Source organism: Streptomyces sp. NPDC057616, from assembly GCF_042800575.1.
Lineage (GTDB): Bacteria > Actinomycetota > Actinomycetes > Streptomycetales > Streptomycetaceae > Streptomyces.
Window position 1 is genome coordinate 71,315 of sequence record NZ_JBHVGU010000040.1, and the last position, 15,645, is coordinate 86,959.

Annotated in this window: 15 protein-coding genes; 8 read left to right on the plus strand and 7 right to left on the minus strand. The window is 71.0% G+C overall.

The genetic code is table 11. From position 1 onward, the window contains the following. Positions 1–153 precede the first annotated feature (153 nt). Together ACFU97_RS37295 and ACFU97_RS37300 are read left to right on the plus strand one after the other, a co-directional pair. The gene (locus tag ACFU97_RS37295; RefSeq protein WP_384265312.1) at positions 154–984 is read left to right on the plus strand and encodes an SAM-dependent methyltransferase; all 831 of its coding nucleotides are present in this window, start codon (positions 154–156) and stop codon (positions 982–984) included. A gap of 115 nt (positions 985–1,099) precedes the next feature. Next, complete coding sequence (locus tag ACFU97_RS37300) at positions 1,100–2,473, plus strand: S1 family peptidase (RefSeq protein WP_384265315.1); 1,374 nt, start codon at positions 1,100–1,102, stop codon at positions 2,471–2,473. Between the two features lie 130 nt (positions 2,474–2,603). On the opposite strand, the gene ACFU97_RS37305 is transcribed toward ACFU97_RS37300, so the two are convergent. Continuing rightward, the gene (locus tag ACFU97_RS37305; protein WP_384265317.1) at positions 2,604–2,789 is read right to left on the minus strand and encodes a hypothetical protein; all 186 of its coding nucleotides are present in this window, start codon (positions 2,787–2,789) and stop codon (positions 2,604–2,606) included. Positions 2,790–2,889: 100 nt separating this feature from the next. Further along, positions 2,890–4,050, minus strand: coding sequence for an ROK family protein (locus ACFU97_RS37310; protein WP_384265320.1), 1,161 nt, complete (start codon positions 4,048–4,050; stop codon positions 2,890–2,892). A 165-nt stretch (positions 4,051–4,215) separates the two neighbouring features. Between ACFU97_RS37310 and ACFU97_RS37315 the strand changes: the two genes are divergently transcribed. Genes ACFU97_RS37315 through ACFU97_RS37330 form a run of 4 tightly spaced genes read left to right on the plus strand, consistent with a single transcriptional unit; the run spans position 4,216 to position 8,703 of the window. Further along, the gene (locus tag ACFU97_RS37315; RefSeq protein WP_384265321.1) at positions 4,216–5,181 is read left to right on the plus strand and encodes a carbohydrate ABC transporter permease; all 966 of its coding nucleotides are present in this window, start codon (positions 4,216–4,218) and stop codon (positions 5,179–5,181) included. Between the two features lie 18 nt (positions 5,182–5,199). Further along, entirely contained in the window at positions 5,200–6,117 is a 918-nt protein-coding gene (locus ACFU97_RS37320; protein WP_384265324.1) for a carbohydrate ABC transporter permease, read from the plus strand. 22 nt (positions 6,118–6,139) lie between these two features. After that, entirely contained in the window at positions 6,140–7,474 is a 1,335-nt protein-coding gene (locus ACFU97_RS37325) for an ABC transporter substrate-binding protein (RefSeq protein WP_384265326.1), read from the plus strand. A gap of 29 nt (positions 7,475–7,503) precedes the next feature. Continuing rightward, complete coding sequence (locus tag ACFU97_RS37330) at positions 7,504–8,703, plus strand: Gfo/Idh/MocA family protein (RefSeq protein ID WP_384265329.1); 1,200 nt, start codon at positions 7,504–7,506, stop codon at positions 8,701–8,703. 27 nt (positions 8,704–8,730) lie between these two features. On the opposite strand, the gene ACFU97_RS37335 is transcribed toward ACFU97_RS37330, so the two are convergent. Then, complete coding sequence (locus ACFU97_RS37335) at positions 8,731–9,429, minus strand: L,D-transpeptidase family protein (protein WP_384265331.1); 699 nt, start codon at positions 9,427–9,429, stop codon at positions 8,731–8,733. Between the two features lie 160 nt (positions 9,430–9,589). Further along, positions 9,590–10,387: an SDR family NAD(P)-dependent oxidoreductase gene (locus ACFU97_RS37340; RefSeq protein WP_384265333.1), complete on the minus strand. Its 798-nt coding sequence runs from the start codon at positions 10,385–10,387 to the stop codon at positions 9,590–9,592. Positions 10,388–10,436: 49 nt separating this feature from the next. On the opposite strand from ACFU97_RS37340, the gene ACFU97_RS37345 reads away from it, so the two are divergent. Further along, positions 10,437–10,973, plus strand: a complete 537-nt coding sequence (locus tag ACFU97_RS37345; protein WP_384265336.1) for a hypothetical protein — start codon at positions 10,437–10,439, stop codon at positions 10,971–10,973. Between the two features lie 2 nt (positions 10,974–10,975). Here the strand turns inward: ACFU97_RS37345 and ACFU97_RS37350 are convergent, their stop codons facing one another. The 3 genes from ACFU97_RS37350 to ACFU97_RS37360 all read right to left on the minus strand — a co-directional run bounded on the left by ACFU97_RS37350 (position 10,976) and on the right by ACFU97_RS37360 (position 14,054). Beyond that, on the minus strand, positions 10,976–11,890 hold the full coding sequence (locus ACFU97_RS37350) for an SDR family oxidoreductase (protein WP_384265338.1): 915 nt from the start codon (positions 11,888–11,890) through the stop codon (positions 10,976–10,978). Positions 11,891–11,968: 78 nt separating this feature from the next. Continuing rightward, positions 11,969–13,300 (minus strand): MFS transporter, encoded by a 1,332-nt coding sequence (locus ACFU97_RS37355; RefSeq protein WP_384265339.1) that lies wholly within the window; start codon positions 13,298–13,300, stop codon positions 11,969–11,971. A 55-nt stretch (positions 13,301–13,355) separates the two neighbouring features. Further along, a complete protein-coding gene (locus tag ACFU97_RS37360; RefSeq protein WP_384265342.1) occupies positions 13,356–14,054 on the minus strand; it encodes an ArsR/SmtB family transcription factor in 699 nt (232 codons plus the stop codon). A gap of 102 nt (positions 14,055–14,156) precedes the next feature. On the opposite strand from ACFU97_RS37360, the gene ACFU97_RS37365 reads away from it, so the two are divergent. After that, on the plus strand, positions 14,157–15,464 hold the full coding sequence (locus ACFU97_RS37365) for an MFS transporter (protein ID WP_384265344.1): 1,308 nt from the start codon (positions 14,157–14,159) through the stop codon (positions 15,462–15,464). Positions 15,465–15,645 lie beyond the last annotated feature (181 nt).

Below are 15,645 nucleotides of genomic sequence, written 5' to 3' on the forward strand. Positions count from 1 at the left end.
AAGATAGGGCGCACACCTCCCACCTGGAACAACCCGGTGCACGACCGGCATCGCGCCGAAAGCACCCACTCCCCACCCTCGGCAAACGTCAACTCCGGTGGTTGGATTGCCGGTTGATGCCACCCCTCACATGGCACTCCAGGAGCGGACCCCTTGACCGAGAATCCGGCATGCACCGAGGACCACGCCGCGGCGCTGCGCAGACGTATCGACACGCTGCGCCCGCACACGGCCCGGATCTGGAACTACTGGCTCGGTGGCAGCGACTACTACGAGGTCGACCGGGTGGCCGGTGACCGCATCCGCGAGCTCCACCCGGCCATCGACGAGTACGCCCGCGCCGACCGCCTCTTCCTGGGACGGGCCGTGCGTCATCTCGTGACCGAGGCCGGGATCCGCCAGTTCCTCGACATCGGTACGGGCCTGCCCACCGCCGACAACACGCACGAGGTTGCCCAGCGTCTCGCTCCCCAGGCACGGGTCGTCTACGTCGACAACGACCCGCTGGTACTCGCGCACGCCCGCGCCCTGCTCACCAGCTCGCCCGAGGGGCGGACGGACCATCTCGACGAGGACCTGCGCAACGTCGACGCGATCCTGGAGCGGGCCGCCGACACGCTGGATCTCACCCGGCCGGTCGCGCTGATGCTGCTCGGGGTGGTCATCTTCCTGCGCGACGACGAGGACCCGTACGGGATCGTGCGCCGCCTCATGGACGCGCTGCCGTCCGGCAGCCATCTCGTGCTGTCCCACACCATCACCAGCCCCGAGCTGCCGGAGGTGGACGCGGCGGTCAAGTACTGGAACGAGCGCGGCATACCGGGGCTGGTCCAGCGCACGCCGCAGGCGGTGGCCCGGTTCTTCGACGGCCTGGACCTTCTGGAACCGGGTGTGGTCTCGTGCTCGCACTGGCGGCCCGAGGGCTGCGGCGGGGAACTGCCGCAGGAAGTGGCCCTGTACGGCGGGGTGGGTCGCAAGCCCTGAGAAGATCGCCCGCGCGCTGAACGGAACGGTCCCCGGGCCCGTATGGAACGAGGGCGCTCAACGACCGGAGTGCCCCGCGGTGTTCACACCGCGCGTACGGGTTCGGGAGCCATGCATGAGGCACGCACGACGACGGATCGTCCGGCGAGCGACGCGGCTGGCGGCCGTCGGCGGCCTCCTCCTCGGGGGAGCGATGGTGACGCAGGCCGCCATGGCGAGCGAGACGCCCGGCACCTCCGCGCTCCCGTTCAGCGCCTCCGGCACCTCGGAGAACCCCGCTGCCGCGCTCGTGTCGCAGCTCGGCACCGCCCGCACGGCCGGCACCTGGATCGGCACGGACGGGCGCCCGGTGGTCGCGGTGACCGACAAGCAGGCGGCGGCCCAGGTCGAGAGCGCGGGTGCGCGGGCCACGATGGTGTCGCACAGCATGAACGACCTCAAGGCGGCGGCGTCGACGCTGCGTGCGGCGCCGCGGGTGGCCGGCACGGCCTGGGTCATGGACTACCGCACCAACCAGGTGGTGGTGCAGGGCGACAGCACCGTCTCGGCCTCCGACTGGTCGCAGATGACCAAGGTCGCCTCCGGCATCGGCTCGTTCGTGCGCACGGAGCGCACGCAGGGCGAGTTCACGACCCGGCTCAACGGCGCGCAGCCGATCCTGTCGACCGGCGGCCGCTGCTCGGCGGGCTTCAACGTGACCGACGGCAAGAGCGACTTCATCCTCACCGCCGGGCACTGCGGGCCGGCCGGGTCCATCTGGTTCGCGGACAACCAGGGCAACCAGCAGCTCGGCAAGACGGTGCGGCAGGACTTCCCCGGCAGTGACTTCTCGCTGGTCCAGTACGCGACCGGCAAGGCGGGCGCAGGTGCCGACGTCGTGGCCATCGGCAACGGCAACGGCGTGCGCATCACGGGCGTCGGCGATCCGACCGTGGGGCAGCGGGTGTTCCGCAGCGGCAGCACCAGTGGGCTGCACGACGGCGAGGTCAAGGGACTGGACGCGACGGTCAACTACCCGGAGGGCACGGTCACCGGCCTGATCGAGACGAACGTGTGCGCCGAGCCCGGGGACAGCGGGGGCCCGCTGTTCTCCGACGGGGTCGCGCTGGGTGTGACCTCGGGCGGCAGCGGCGACTGCACGTCGGGCGGCACGACGTTCTTCCAGCCGGTGACCAAGGCGATGCAGGCGCTCGGCGTCCAGATGATCGTGTCGAAGCAGGCCGCCGGTCAGAGCACCGCTTCGCCGTCCTCCTCGGCCACACACAGCGCGATCGCGCCCGGCGCGGCCTCCCCCGGCTCCTCGGGTCCCGTCTCGGGCCTCGCGAACGACGGCGAGACGCTGCTGGCCCGGCTCGCCAACCCGAACAACGTCGGTCCCGGGATGCTGGTCATCGGCGGCAGCCTGCTGGCACTGGTCGCCACCCGCTACATCCGCGCGGAGCAGGACCGCAAGGAGTACCGCCGCTACTACTCGGCGACCTGGAGCTGACGGCTCGGCCAAGGGGCAGCGGGAGGCGAGCAACCCACAACAGGTCGGTCAGGTGGGCAGTGAAGGTCAGATCAAGGAGAGGGCCCGTCCGGGCGCCGGGTTCGGGGGCGGCGCGGGACTCAGGGTCCGCTCAGGCCGCCCGCGACCGGGGCGGGGCCGCCGCGGCCCACTCCAGGACGAGGCGCTGGTACTCCTCGCGCTGCTCGCCGCTCAGTGTCCCGCCCGACCGGCGCCACAGGGCCCGGATCTCCTCGTTGACCTCGTCTGCCGAACGGGCGGAGGCGGGTTCAACGGTGGTGGACATGATGTGAAGCATACGGCCCTGTACGTGAAGGCGCTGTGAGTAAGGTCGCATGAAACGGACATAAGGGACCGTGTTGCTGGTCACGTCCATCTGCCAAGGCGGGAGGCCCAGTTCACACGTCGGCGACCCCGAGGACCAGCACCTGAATGGCCAGGACGGCGGCGCCGCGGGCCCAGTCGTGGAAGTCCGACACCTTGGTCTCCAGGGGCACCGGCGCCGCGAGCGGATGCCGCTGGGCGGCGATCGCCTCCCGCACCGTGTCCCCGGCCACATCCATCAGCCCGACGCCCTCGCCGGCGAGCAGGATCCTCTGCGGCATCGCGAAGTTGGCGATCTGGGCGACAAGGGTGCCGAGGGCACGCGCCGCCTCGCCGACGACCCGGGCGTGCATGGGCTCACCGGCCGAGGCCAGGCCGAGGATCTCCTCGTAGGTCCAGTCCCGTCCGGTGGCGGCGCGGACCTGGTAGCGGATGCTGGAGATGGTCAGCAGCGAGACCGCGCTGCCGCGTTCGCCGTCCGGGGTGAGCGGGCCGTTGGGGTCGATGATCCAGTGGCGGCCGAAGCCGCGGTCCTCCTCGGCGCAGGGCACGCGCCGGCCGCCCAGGACCAGCCCGTAGCCGATGCCGGCGCCGATGGTGAGGACGACGAAGCGGTCCAGGCCCCGGCCGGCCCCGAACCAGGTCTCGGCCTCGACGAGGGCGGCGACGTCGTTCTCGACCACGACCGGCAGCCCGGTGCGCTCCTCGACGAGTTCGCCGAGCGGGACGTCCTGCCAGCGCAGGAACGGCGACTCCCCCACCACGGCCCGGTCCTCGACCAGGCCGCCGACGCCGATGCCGATCCCCGCGAGGCACGGGTGGGCGCGGGCGAGCTCGGCCGTCATCTCCGCCAGCACGTCGGCGACTTCGGCCGGGTCGTGGGTGTCCAGCGGGCGGTCGTAGCGGGCGACGATGTCACTGCGGAGGGTGGTGACGACGCCGTAGACCATGTCTTCGGTGATCTTGAAGCCGATGAATGAGCGGGACTCGGCGACCACGTCGAGCGGCTGCGAGGGGCGGCCCTGGCGCCCCTCGGCCGGCAGGCCGGCCTCGGTGACCTCGATCAGCAGGCCCGACTCGATCAGGGGCTTGGTCAGCCGGGTGAGGCTGCCCGCGGACAGGTCGAGCCGCCGGGCCAGTTCGGTGCGTGACAGCGGGCCGTTGACGAGCACCTCGATCGCCACCGAGCGCTCACCGGGACTCAGGGGCAGCCAGCTGGCGGCAACTGTGGTCATGACGGTCAGACTCCCACATGCTTTTTTCCATCACGGAATCAACCCGCTCAGGATATCCCGCACGGCAGGCCCGGAAAGAGATCGTGACGGGCCCCTTGACGCCTGGATTCTTTCGCATCGAAAGTAAATGCCGAGGACGAGCCGCCGCAGACGAGGAGTCTCCTGATGACCATCGCCTCCAGCAGCCCCCCTTCGCGCCTGCCGCTGCGCGGTGCCGAGGGATTGGGTACCAGGCCCAGGACGGGACGGGCGAAGGCCCGTGAGAACGGGGGCGACGGACGGCTGGCCGCGGTGTTCGTCGCGCCGGCGCTGCTGGGCTTCCTGGTCTTCCTCCTCTGGCCCACCCTGCGGGGCGTCTACCTGAGCTTCACCCGCTTCAACCTGCTCACCCCGGCCGAGTGGGTGGGCCTCGACAACTACGTGCGGATGGTCCACGACCCCATCTTCTGGGACTCGTTGAAGGTCACCCTCGAGTACGTGGTCATCAACATCGGCGTGCAGACGGTCTCGGCGCTCGCCATCGCCGTCCTGCTCCAGCGGCTGACGCAGTCGGCGGTGCTGCGCGGGATTGTGCTGACGCCGTATCTGATGTCCAACGTCGTCGCGGGCGTCGTCTGGCTGTGGATCCTGGACACTCAGCTCGGCATCGGCAACCAGGTCATCGGGGCGCTCGGGTTCGACCACATCCCGTTCCTCGCCGACGAGACCTGGGCGATCCCGACGATCGCCCTGATCAACGTCTGGCGGCACGTCGGGTACACCGCGCTGTTGCTGTTCGCCGGGCTGATGGCCATCCCGAACGACATGTACGAGGCCGCCAGGGTGGACGGCGCGAGCGAGTGGCGGATGTTCTGGCGGATCACGCTGCCGCTGCTGCGGCCGGTGCTCGCGGTCGTGCTGATCATGACGGTGATCGGCTCCTTCCAGGTCTTCGACACCGTCGCCGTGACGACCATGGGCGGGCCGGCGAACGCCACCAACGTGCTCCAGTACTACATCTACGGCGCCGCCTTCGGCCGCTTCCAGTTCGGCTACGCCTCGGCCATGTCCGTGGCCCTGCTCGTGGTGCTGAGCGCGATCACGTTCCTGCAGTACCGGCTCACCCGGGCCGGCCAGAGCGACCTCGGCTGACGGAAGGGAGTGACCGACATGGCTTCCGTGGCCACCACGTCGACCGTACGGCCCACCAGGCGCCGGCCCTCCGCCGGCCGGATCGCCGCCTGGGTGGTGATGACCGCGATCGTGCTCATCACCCTGCTGCCGTTCTACTGGATCCTGCGCACCGCGCTGTCCACCAACACCGCGCTCGCCGCGCACCCCGGCGATCCCCTGCCGGTCGACCTGACGGGCGGCGGCTTCGCCCGCGCCCTGGGCCTGCAGTCGACCAAGGACGCGATCGCCCAGGGCGGCGCGGGCGGCGGGCTGAAGTTCTGGCGCTACCTGCTCAACTCGGTGCTGGTCTCGACCCTGATCACCGTCTGCCAGATCTTCTTCTCCGCCATGGCCGCCTACGCCTTCGCGCGGCTGAGGTGGCGCGGCCGGGACAAGGTGTTCGGGCTGTTCCTCGCCGGGCTGATGGTGCCCGCGATCTTCACCCTGCTGCCGAACTTCGTGCTCATCAAGCAACTCCACCTGGTGGACACCCTGTTGGGCATCGCGCTGCCGACGATGTTCATGACGCCGTTCGCGGTGTTCTTCCTGCGCCAGTTCTTCATGAACGTCCCGCGGGAGGTCGAGGAGGCGGCCCTGCTGGACGGGGCCGGAAAGATCCGGATCTTCTTCCGGGTGATGCTGCCGATGGCGTCCACACCCATCCTCACGCTGGGCGTGCTGACGTACATCACCTCCTGGAACGACTACTTCTGGCCGCTGATGGTGTCCTACAGCGACAGCTCACGGGTGCTGACCGTGGCGCTGGCCATCTTCCGGGCGCAGACCCCGCAGACAGGCTACGACTGGTCCGGCCTGATGGCCGCGACCCTCATCGCCGCACTGCCGATGCTCGTGCTCTTCGGCTGCTTCGCGCGCCGCATCGTCAGCACCATCAGCTTCACCGGGCTCAAGTAAGGGGACAGGGATGCGAGTTCGTATGCGAAGCGCCGTGGCACTGACCGGCGCCCTGGCACTGTCCCTCGTCTCCGGGTGCGCACAGGGCGGCGCCGGAGCGGGCGCGAACACGGTCACGTACTGGCTGTGGGACGCCAACCAGCTGCCCGCCTACCAGGCCTGCGCCAAGGGGTTCGAACAGGAGAACCCGGGGCTGAAGGTGAAGATCAGCCAGCTGGGCTGGGACGACTACTGGACCAAGCTGACCGCGAGCTTCATCGCGGGCACCCAGCCGGACGTCTTCACCGACCACATCCAGAAGTTCGGCCAGTTCGCCGACCTGAAGGTCCTCGAACCGCTGGACGACCTGGACGTCGACCCGGCCGCCTACCAGCCGGGACTGGCCGACAACTGGATCGGCCGGGACGGCCATCGCTACGGCACCCCCAAGGACTGGGACACGGTCGCCCTCTTCTACAACGGGAAGATGGTGCGGTCGGCCGGGCTCACGCCGCAGCAGATGGCCGGCCTGGCGTGGAACCCGAAGGACGGCGGCACCTTCGAGAAGGCCGTCGCCCGCCTCACGGTCGACACGCATGGCAGGCGCGGCGACGAGCCGGGCTTCGACAAGCACCACGTCAAGGTGTACGGCCTCGCGACCGGCGGCGGTGGTGACGGCGACGGGCAGACGACCTGGAGCAACTTCGCCGCCTCCGCGGGCTGGAGCTACACCGACAAGAAGCGGTGGGGCCAGAAGTACCGCTACGACAGCAAGACCTTCCAGTCCGTGATCAAGTGGTACTTCGGCCTCGCGAAGAAGGGGTACCTCGCACCGCTCACGGACTACAGCGCGGGCGCCAACCCGGCCAACGCGCAGGTGGCCGCGGGCAAGGCGGCAACCGCCTTCGACGGTGCCTGGATGATCTCCACCTACGCGGCGACGAAGGGCGTCGAGGTCGCCACCGCGCCCACGCCGGCCGGCCCGACCGGCGAGCGGGCCACCATGATGAACGGCCTCGCCGACTCCGTCACCAAGAACGCCCACAACAAGCGGGGCGCCAAGAAGTGGGTGCGCTACCTCGCCTCGGACGCCTGCCAGCAGATCGTCGGCCGCTACGGCATCGTCTTCCCCGCCACGCCCGACGGGACGAAGGCGGCGGTGGCCGCGTACGGCCGGAAGGGCATCGACGTCTCGGCGTTCACGAAGCCCGTCACCGACCGGAAGGACTTCAGGACCTTCACCTTCCCGATCACCAACTACGCGGCGGACGTCTACGCGTTGATGCACCCGGCCATGCAGGGCATCTACGGCAGCGGCAGGTCCGCCGGCAGCCTCGACCAGACCACCGACCAGATCAACCTGATCCTCTCGCAGTGATCTCCGTACCAGTGAAGGGCACGCCTCACATGACGTTCTCGCTCGGCATCGTCGGCGCCGGCCAGTTCTCCGGCCAGTTCGCCACGCTGTTCCAGGCCCACCCCGGCGTCAGCGACGTCTACGTCACCGACCTGCTGCCCGACCGGGCAGACCAACTCGCCGCCGCCCAGGGGCTGGCGGGCCCCTTCTCCTCGTACCAGGCGATGCTGGAGTCCCCGGACGTCGACGCGGTCGCCGTCTTCACCCAGCGCTGGACGCACGGACCCCTCGTACTCCAGGGCCTGAACGCCGGCAAGCACGTCTACTCCGCGGTCCCCATGGCGATCACCAGGGAGGAGATCGCCGCCATCATCGAGGCGGTCAAGCGCACCGGCCTCACCTACATGATGGGCGAGACCAGCCAGTACAACCCGGCGACCGTGCACGCCCGCAACCAGATCGCCGAGGGCGCCTTCGGGCGGATCTTCTACGCCGAGGGCGACTACGTCCACGACATGGACCTGGGGTTCTACGAGGCCTACCAGTACAGCGGCGGCGAGAAATGGAAGCAGACCGCCAGCTATCCCCCGCTGCTCTACCCCACGCACTCGGTGGGCGGCGTGCTCGGCGCCTGGCAGACGTACGCCACGAGCGTGTCGGCGATCGGGGTGGTCGACGAGCGCGGCGACGGCGTCTTCGACAAGGAGGTCAGCCAGTTCGGCAACGACTTCTCCAACGCGACCGCGCTGTTCGAGGTGGCGGGCGGCGGTTCGTTCCGCACCAACGAGTTCCGGCGGGTCGGCTACCCCTCGCACATCCGGGAGTCGCGTTTCCGGTTCTTCGGCACGGACGCGAGCATGGAGCAGCTCGCGACGGTCGCGTTCTGGCAGGACAAGAAGGGCGTCAAGGACATCAGCGAGCTGCTGGAGCCCAAGCCCACCATGGCTCCTGACGACCCGTCACTCCAGCACATCGCCCCGGAGCTGCGGGCCGCCTTCACCTCAGGCTCGGCGCCGGTGCACGACCGGGCCCGGCTGCCGCGGGAGTTCGACCACCTGCACAACGGGCACGAGGGCAGCCACCACTTCCTGGTGGACGACTTCGTGACCGCCGTGAACACCCGGTCGCTGCCGTCCGTCAACGCCTGGGTGGCCGCCCGCTACACCCTGCCGGGCATCGTCGCGCACGACTCCGCACGGCAGGGTGGCGCACGACTGGAGATCCCTGACTTCGGGGACGCGCCCGCGTAGTGCCACCCGGCGAGCCGGGTGCCTGTCTCAGGTGCCCGGCTTGCGGCCGTAGACGAAGACGTCGTCGCCCGTCTTCAGCAGCGACCAGTACTTCTTGGCGGTGGTGGGGGTCATGTTGACGCAGCCGTGCGAGCCCGGCGGGTTCCACATGCTGAGGTTCACCGAGTGGAAGGCCTGGCCGCCGTCGAAGAACTGGCTGTAGGGCATCGGCACGTTGTAGATGTTCGAGACGTGGTCGATGTCCCGCCAGTAGATCTTCTTCAGACCGGTGCGGGTCTCGTAGCCGTTGCGGCCGGTGCGGACCGGGACGGGGCCGTAGACCAGGTGACTGCCGTCCTGGATCCAGCTGAGCTGGAGCGTCAGGTTCACGCAGGCGATGCGGCCCTTGTTCGTCGGGCACTTGCCGTCCCGGTTGGGGTTGTTCCCGACGGCCTTCTGCTTGTTCATCAGGTCCATCACACCCCAGGTGACGGAGCCCGCGTAGCCGATGTTCGGGGTGATGCCGTGCTTGGTCTGGAAGGCCTTGATGGCCTTGCAGTCGGTCGCCGACTGCCGGCCGTCGACGGTCAGGCCGAGGAACTTCTCCACCTGCTTCTGGTACGGCCCGGTGCTCGTGGTACAGCTCGTCGCCGCCTGCGCGGGCGCGGTGCCCAGGGCGAGCGCGAGCGGTGCCATCAGTCCGGTGAGCCCGAGCGCGACGGCGCCCCGTCTGCGTATGTCCCCCATGGCCGGCCTTGCCTTTCGTGTCGTTGGCGCGTCTGATCTGCGATCTCTGCCAGCTAGACCGGCGTGCGGCGCGTTCGGTTGCAGGGATCGCCCACGATGCGACGAAACGGTGACATTCGCAGTGCCCCAGGTCACAGAGAGAGGGGTGGGGCGCTGTGGCTCATCTCTCGCCGTGCTGGCCCGTCGCCCGGAGAAACCCCGTGTTGACGGCGGTGACGCCGCCATCTACCCGGAGCGTGGTGCCGGTGATCCAGGCCGCGTCGCGGGAGGCGAGGAAGGCGACGGCGGCGGCGATGTCCTCGGGCTCGCCGACCCGGCCGAGGGGATACAGCGCACGCATGGTCTCGAGTTCGTCCTCGCGGCCCTCCCAGGCGGAGGTGCGCACCGTGCCCGGGAGCACGAGGTTGACACGGACACCGCGCGCGGCGACCTGCCCGGCCATGGTGCGGGTGAGCGAGAGCAGACCGGCCTTGGCCGCGCTGTAGGCGTGGTTGCCGAAGTCCTGGAGGGCGTTCACGGAGCCGATCGTGACGACGGCGCCACGGCCGGAGGCGGCCAGGTGCGGCAGGGCCGCCCGGCAGCAGCGGTAGGCGCCGGTCAGCGTGATGTCGAGGTCGCGGTCCCAGGCGTCGTCCGTGCCGTCCTCGAAGAGCGGGGTGTCGGGGGTGTAGCGCGCCGCGCAGTTGACCAGCACGTCCAGCGACCCGAAGGTGGCGACGGCGTGCGCCACGGCCGCCTCGACGGCCTCCCGCTCGGCCACGTCGCACGCCAGCGCCTCGGCTGCGAGGCCGAGTTCGCGCAGTGCGTCCGCGGTCCTGCGGACCTCGGCCGGGTCGGCATCGGTCAGCAGGACGCGCGCGCCCTCTTCCGCCAGGCGCCGGGAGACCGCGGCACCGATGCCGCGGGCCGCGCCGGTGACGAGAACCCCGTACCCCTCGAAGCGCTTCGTGTCAGCCATGGGCCGAACCTACCTCCGCCAAGATCTACCGGGCGGATAGCGTGCGTCCATGACCGCGTTTCTGCAGCAACTCCCCGCCCTGATTGGCGTCGTGATCGGCGCGCTCGGCTCGTATCTGGCGGTGGTACGAGGGGATCGCGCCCGCTTCCGGCGGGAGCAGGCGGCGCGCTGGGAGGAGCGGCGGTTCGCGGTCTACACGGACTGGTCGCAGGCCCTCAAGCAGCAGGTCGCGCTGACCTACCGGGTGGCGGCCCACCTCGGCAACGACCCGCACCCGCATCCCCTGTCGGCCCAGGACGCCGAGCCGCTGCTGGCCGAGGTCCAGACGGCTCGCGAGCCGTACGGCGAGGCGCTGATCCTGCTGGGCAGCCCGGACGTCGTCGAGCACGCCCGGGAGTGGATCGTCACGGTGGTGGAGATGGAGCGCTTCGTGCGGGAGGGCACGCACGATCCGGAGGCCTGGCAGTCCCTGCTGGAGCGGCAGCGCGCCGGGCGTGAGGGCTTCTACACGGCGGTGCGCGAGGACCTGGCGCTCCCGCCGGGGCACTCGGCGCGCTGGCCGCTGCCGGTCGTGCCCCAGCATTGAGGTCAGCGGTAGCCGGTGACGTCGGCCGGCTTCCCCGCGTCCTGGACCTCGACCAGATAGCGCCATGCGTCCGGACGGCTGCCGTCGAGGTCCGTGAAGCCGTACTCGCGGGCGAGGGAGCCGCTGGAGAGGGAGTCGCCGTTCCACCGGGCCACGCCCGGGTCGGCGGCGAGCGCGGTGACGGCGCGGCCCACGTAGCGCGGCGTCTCGGAGATGGCGAAGTGCGGGACCTGTTCCAGGGCGTCGCGCCAGTTCTCCTCGCGCACGCCGAAGTTCTCGAGCATGATCTCCGAGCGCAGCCAGCCCGGGGTGAGCGCGACGGCGGTGGCACCGCGCGGGCCGAGTTCGTGTCCCAGCGCGAAGGCCATGCGCAGCACGGACGCCTTGGCGAGGTCGTAGAAGAACGAGACGCGGTAGGTGTCGCGGTTGTAGTCGGCGGTGCCGTCGGTGACCTCGACGACCAGTCCGCCGGGCCGGCGCAGCAGCAGGGGCAGGGCGTGGTGGCTGGTGATGGCGTGCGTCTCCACGGCGAGCCGGAGCAGCCTCAGGCCCTTGTCGAGGTCGTGCTCCCAGACCGGGCTCTCCCAGGCGAAGAGGTGCTCGCCGCCCCAGATGTCGTTGACGAGGACGTCGAGGCGGCCCTGCTCGTCCGCGATGCGGTCCACGAGGGCGCGGACCTGTGCGGGGTCGAGGTGATCGGTGGGCACGGCGATGCCCTCGCCGCCCGCCTCGGTGACGAGGTCGGCGGTGTCCTCGATGGTCTCCGGGCGGTCGTACTCGGAACGCCGCGCGCGGGTGCTGCGCCCGGTCACGTACACCGTCGCCCCGGCCGCGCCGAGCTCGACCGCGATCCCGCGCCCGGCACCCCGCGTCGCCCCGGCGACCAGTGCGACCTTGCCCTTCAGCGGTTCCGGCATGTGTGCCCTCCCGTTCTGCGACGACTCCTGCTGTCAGGATCGATCGTGCCGGGGAAGGCGGACATCTTCTGTCGTCTTTTACGGCGAATCCGATGGCACGTCGGACGCCAGGGGGGTCTTCGCGCGGGTCACCGTCGCCGCGACCGCCGGGAGGACCGCGAGGGCGAGGATGCCGCCGGTGAGGGCGAGCACGGGGTAGCCCGCAGCGGCCACGACCAGGCCGGAGGACAGGCCGCCCGTCGCGCCGGCGATCGCGATGGAGACGTCGGCCATCCCCTGCGTCCTGGCGCGGGTCGCCAGCGGAACGGTGTCGTTGATGATCGCCGTGCCGGAGACGAGGCCGAAGTTCCAGCCGAGCCCCAGCAGACCCAGGGCGAGCGCGAGGAGGGCGACGGAGTCGCCGGGCGCGGTGGCGGCGAGGAGACCGGCGGCCAGGAGGGTGACTCCGGAGACGGCCGCGATCCTCAGGGGGCCGTACCGGTCGACGAGCCAGCCGGTCAGCGGCGAGGGCAGGTACATCGCGCCGATGTGGACGGCGATGACCAGGCCCGAGGCGGCGGTGCCGTGCCCGTGGTCGTGCAGGTGGACCGGCGTCATCGTCATGATCGCGACCATGACGAGCTGGGTGAGGACCATGACCAGCGCGCCGAGGACCACGCTGCCGCGGCCCTCCCGTCGGTCCGGTGCGCCGGCGGTGGCGGTGTCCACCGCGTCCGCCTGCGCGAGGCCGCGCGCCATGAGCAGCGGGTCGGGGCGCAGCCGGACGGCCAGGACGAGCGCGGCGAGGGCGTAGGCGGCGCCGGACAGCAGGAAGGGACCGGCGAGCGCGGGGACGCCGATGCTCGCGGCGAGTCTTCCGGTGGGTGCGGCGAGGTTCGGTCCGGCGACACCGCCGAGGGTGGTGGCGACCAGGACGGTCGACACGGCGCGGGCGCGGTGGCTCGGGTGCGCGAGGTCCGCTCCGGCGTAGCGCGCCTGGAGGTTGGTGGCGGTGCCGGCGGCGTAGCCGAAGAGGGCGAGGAACAGCAGGACGGGATTGTCCAGGACCGCGGCCGTGATGACGCCCGCGCTGCCGACGGCTCCGGTGAGGTAGCCGGCGGCCAGGCCGGGCCGGCGCCCGCGGGCCTGGGACATGCGGCCGACGGCGACCGCGGTGAGCGCCGATCCGGCGGTGAACAGGGCGCTCGGCAGCCCGGCCAGACTCGTGCTGCCGAGCATCTTCCGGGCGAGAAGCGCTCCTACGGTGACGCCGGCGGCGAGCCCGGCCCCGCTCAGGACCTGCGAGGCGACGAGGACACGGAGGATGTGGCGCTGGGCCTGGGCGGCGTCGGGGGCGCCGGGCACTCCGGGCACTCCGGGCACTCCGGGTATGGAGCCGGACGTACCGGTGCCTGGTGCGGGTCTCGTCATGTCCTCTTCCTGGTGGCCGTGGGTGAGGCGGCGGGTGCCTGGCCGGCGCCGCCGCTCACGCCGACTCCCCCGCGTCCACCGGCAGTTCGGCCAGGCGCCACTCCAGCATGCCGTCGTTCATACGGATCGCCCGGCGCCCGCGGTCGGTCAGCAGCCGTACGGCGTCGTAGGCGAGGACGCAGTACGCGCCGCGGCAGTAGACGACGACCTCGGTCTCCTCGGGCAACTCGCCGATGCGGTCGGCCAGTTCGTCGACCGGGATGGACAGCGCGCCGGGGATGTGCCCGGCGTGGTACTCCTCCGCCGGGCGCACGTCGAGCACGATCACGTCCCCTGCTGCCACGCGGGCGCGCAGTTCGTCGTGAGTGACCTCCGTGGCGCCGTCGACGCCGAGGTAGGCGTCGCGCGCCGCGGGGACGGCGGCCTGGTGGGCCTCGGCCACCGTGCGCAGCAGCGCGAACAGCCGGGCCACGTCCTCACCGGCGAGCCGGTAGTGGATGCGCACGCCCTCGCGCCGGGTGGCGACGAAACCGGCCTGCTTGAGGGTCTGCAGATGCGCCGAGGCCGTCGTCAGGTTCAGCCCCGCCGCCTTGGCCAGGGCGTCGACCGTGCGCTCGCCCTGGGCCAGCAGATCGAGCAGTTCCAGGCGCTTTCCGCTGGCCAGCGCCTTGCCACTGGCCGCGAACGCGTCGTACAGGTCAGCCTTCGCACCGGCCGCGGGCGTGCGCGCGCCGCCCAAGGTGATTCCCGCCATGCCATCCTCCATTAATCCATGGAATAGTGTAGATGATGGTGAGGGGCCTGACCACACGGCCTGACCGCATACCCTCCCGCTCCGCTCCCTGAAGGAATCGACTTGGAAGAATCGATGGGCTTGCCCGACGGCCACCGGCGGTCCGTGGTGAGCGCCGCGACGCGCGACGCGACGGGGTCCGTGCGGCTGGGGCTGCGGAGGAACTGGGTCCAGTTCACGCTGCTCGTGATCGTCAACGTGTGCGTCGGCGGCCTGGTCGGACTGGAGCGGACCACCGTCCCCCTCATCGGCTCGCACGTGTTCGGCCTGACCAGCGACCTGACCGTCTTCTCGTTCATCATCGCCTTCGGCGTCACGAAGGCACTGACCAACCTCGCGGCCGGCGCGCTGACCGCCCGCTTCCGCCGCAAGCAACTCCTGGTCACCGGCTGGCTGATCGGCATCCCCGTGCCGTTCGCGCTGGCCTGGGCGCCGTCGTGGGGCTGGATCGTCGCGGCGAACGTCCTGCTCGGCCTCAACCAGGGCCTGACCTGGTCGATGACCGTCAACATGAAGATCGACCTGGTCGGCCCCGCCCGCCGCGGCCTGGCCACGGGCCTCAACGAGGCCGCCGGCTACACCGCGGTCGGCGCCACCGCGCTCCTGACGGGCTACCTCGCCACCAGCCACGGCCTGCGCCCCGCGCCCGAGCTCATCGGCGTCGTCTTCGTGGTGGCGGGGCTGGCGCTCTCGCTGGTCGTTCGCGACACCGCGGCCCATGTGGCCCTCGAACTCGCCCAGCACACCGAGCCGTTGCCGTCGGACGCGGACACCGGCCTCAAGGCCATCTTCGCCCGCACGTCCTGGCGCAACCGCTCACTGCGCGGCGCGAGCCAGGCGGGTCTGGTCAACAACCTGAACGACGGCCTCACTTGGGGCGTCTTCCCGCTGCTCTTCACCGACCACGGCCTCGGCCTCGCCGCGGTCGGCCTGATCAAGGGCCTGTATCCCATCCTGTGGGGCCTCGGGCAGATCCCCAGCGGCCACCTCTCCGACCGCGTCGGCCGCAGGCCGCTCGTCGTGTACGGCATGCTCGTCCAGGCCGGCGGTTTCGTCCTGGCGCTCGCCCTCCTCGGCCGCCCCCTCCTCGCCGGCGTCCTGTCCGCGGTGCTCCTCGGCCTCGGCACCGCCATGGTCTACCCGGCCCTGATCGCCTCCGTATCCGACCACGCCCACCCCGCCTGGCGTGCCAACGCGCTCGGCACGTACCGCTTCTGGCGCGACATCGGCTACGCCGCCGGCGCCCTGCTGGCCGGCCTGCTGGCCGACACCCTCGGCCTGAACGCCACGGTCGTCGCGGCCGCGGCCCTCACCGCCGCGTCCGGCCTGCTCGCCGCGCGCTGGATCGACGGACAGCGCCCGGCCCGCTGACGGTCCGGACCGGGGTGGCACTCCGACGGCGGTCGGCGCCCTGGTGGGGGTGCGCTCGGCACGGGGTCCGGACGCGGTGTCGGCCGGGGAGGCGCCATGCCCGCCGGCAACGCGGCCCCAGTTCCCCTACCCTTCCCGCCGAAAGGATCAGTGCCCCCACAAGACCCACCCCTCCCAACAC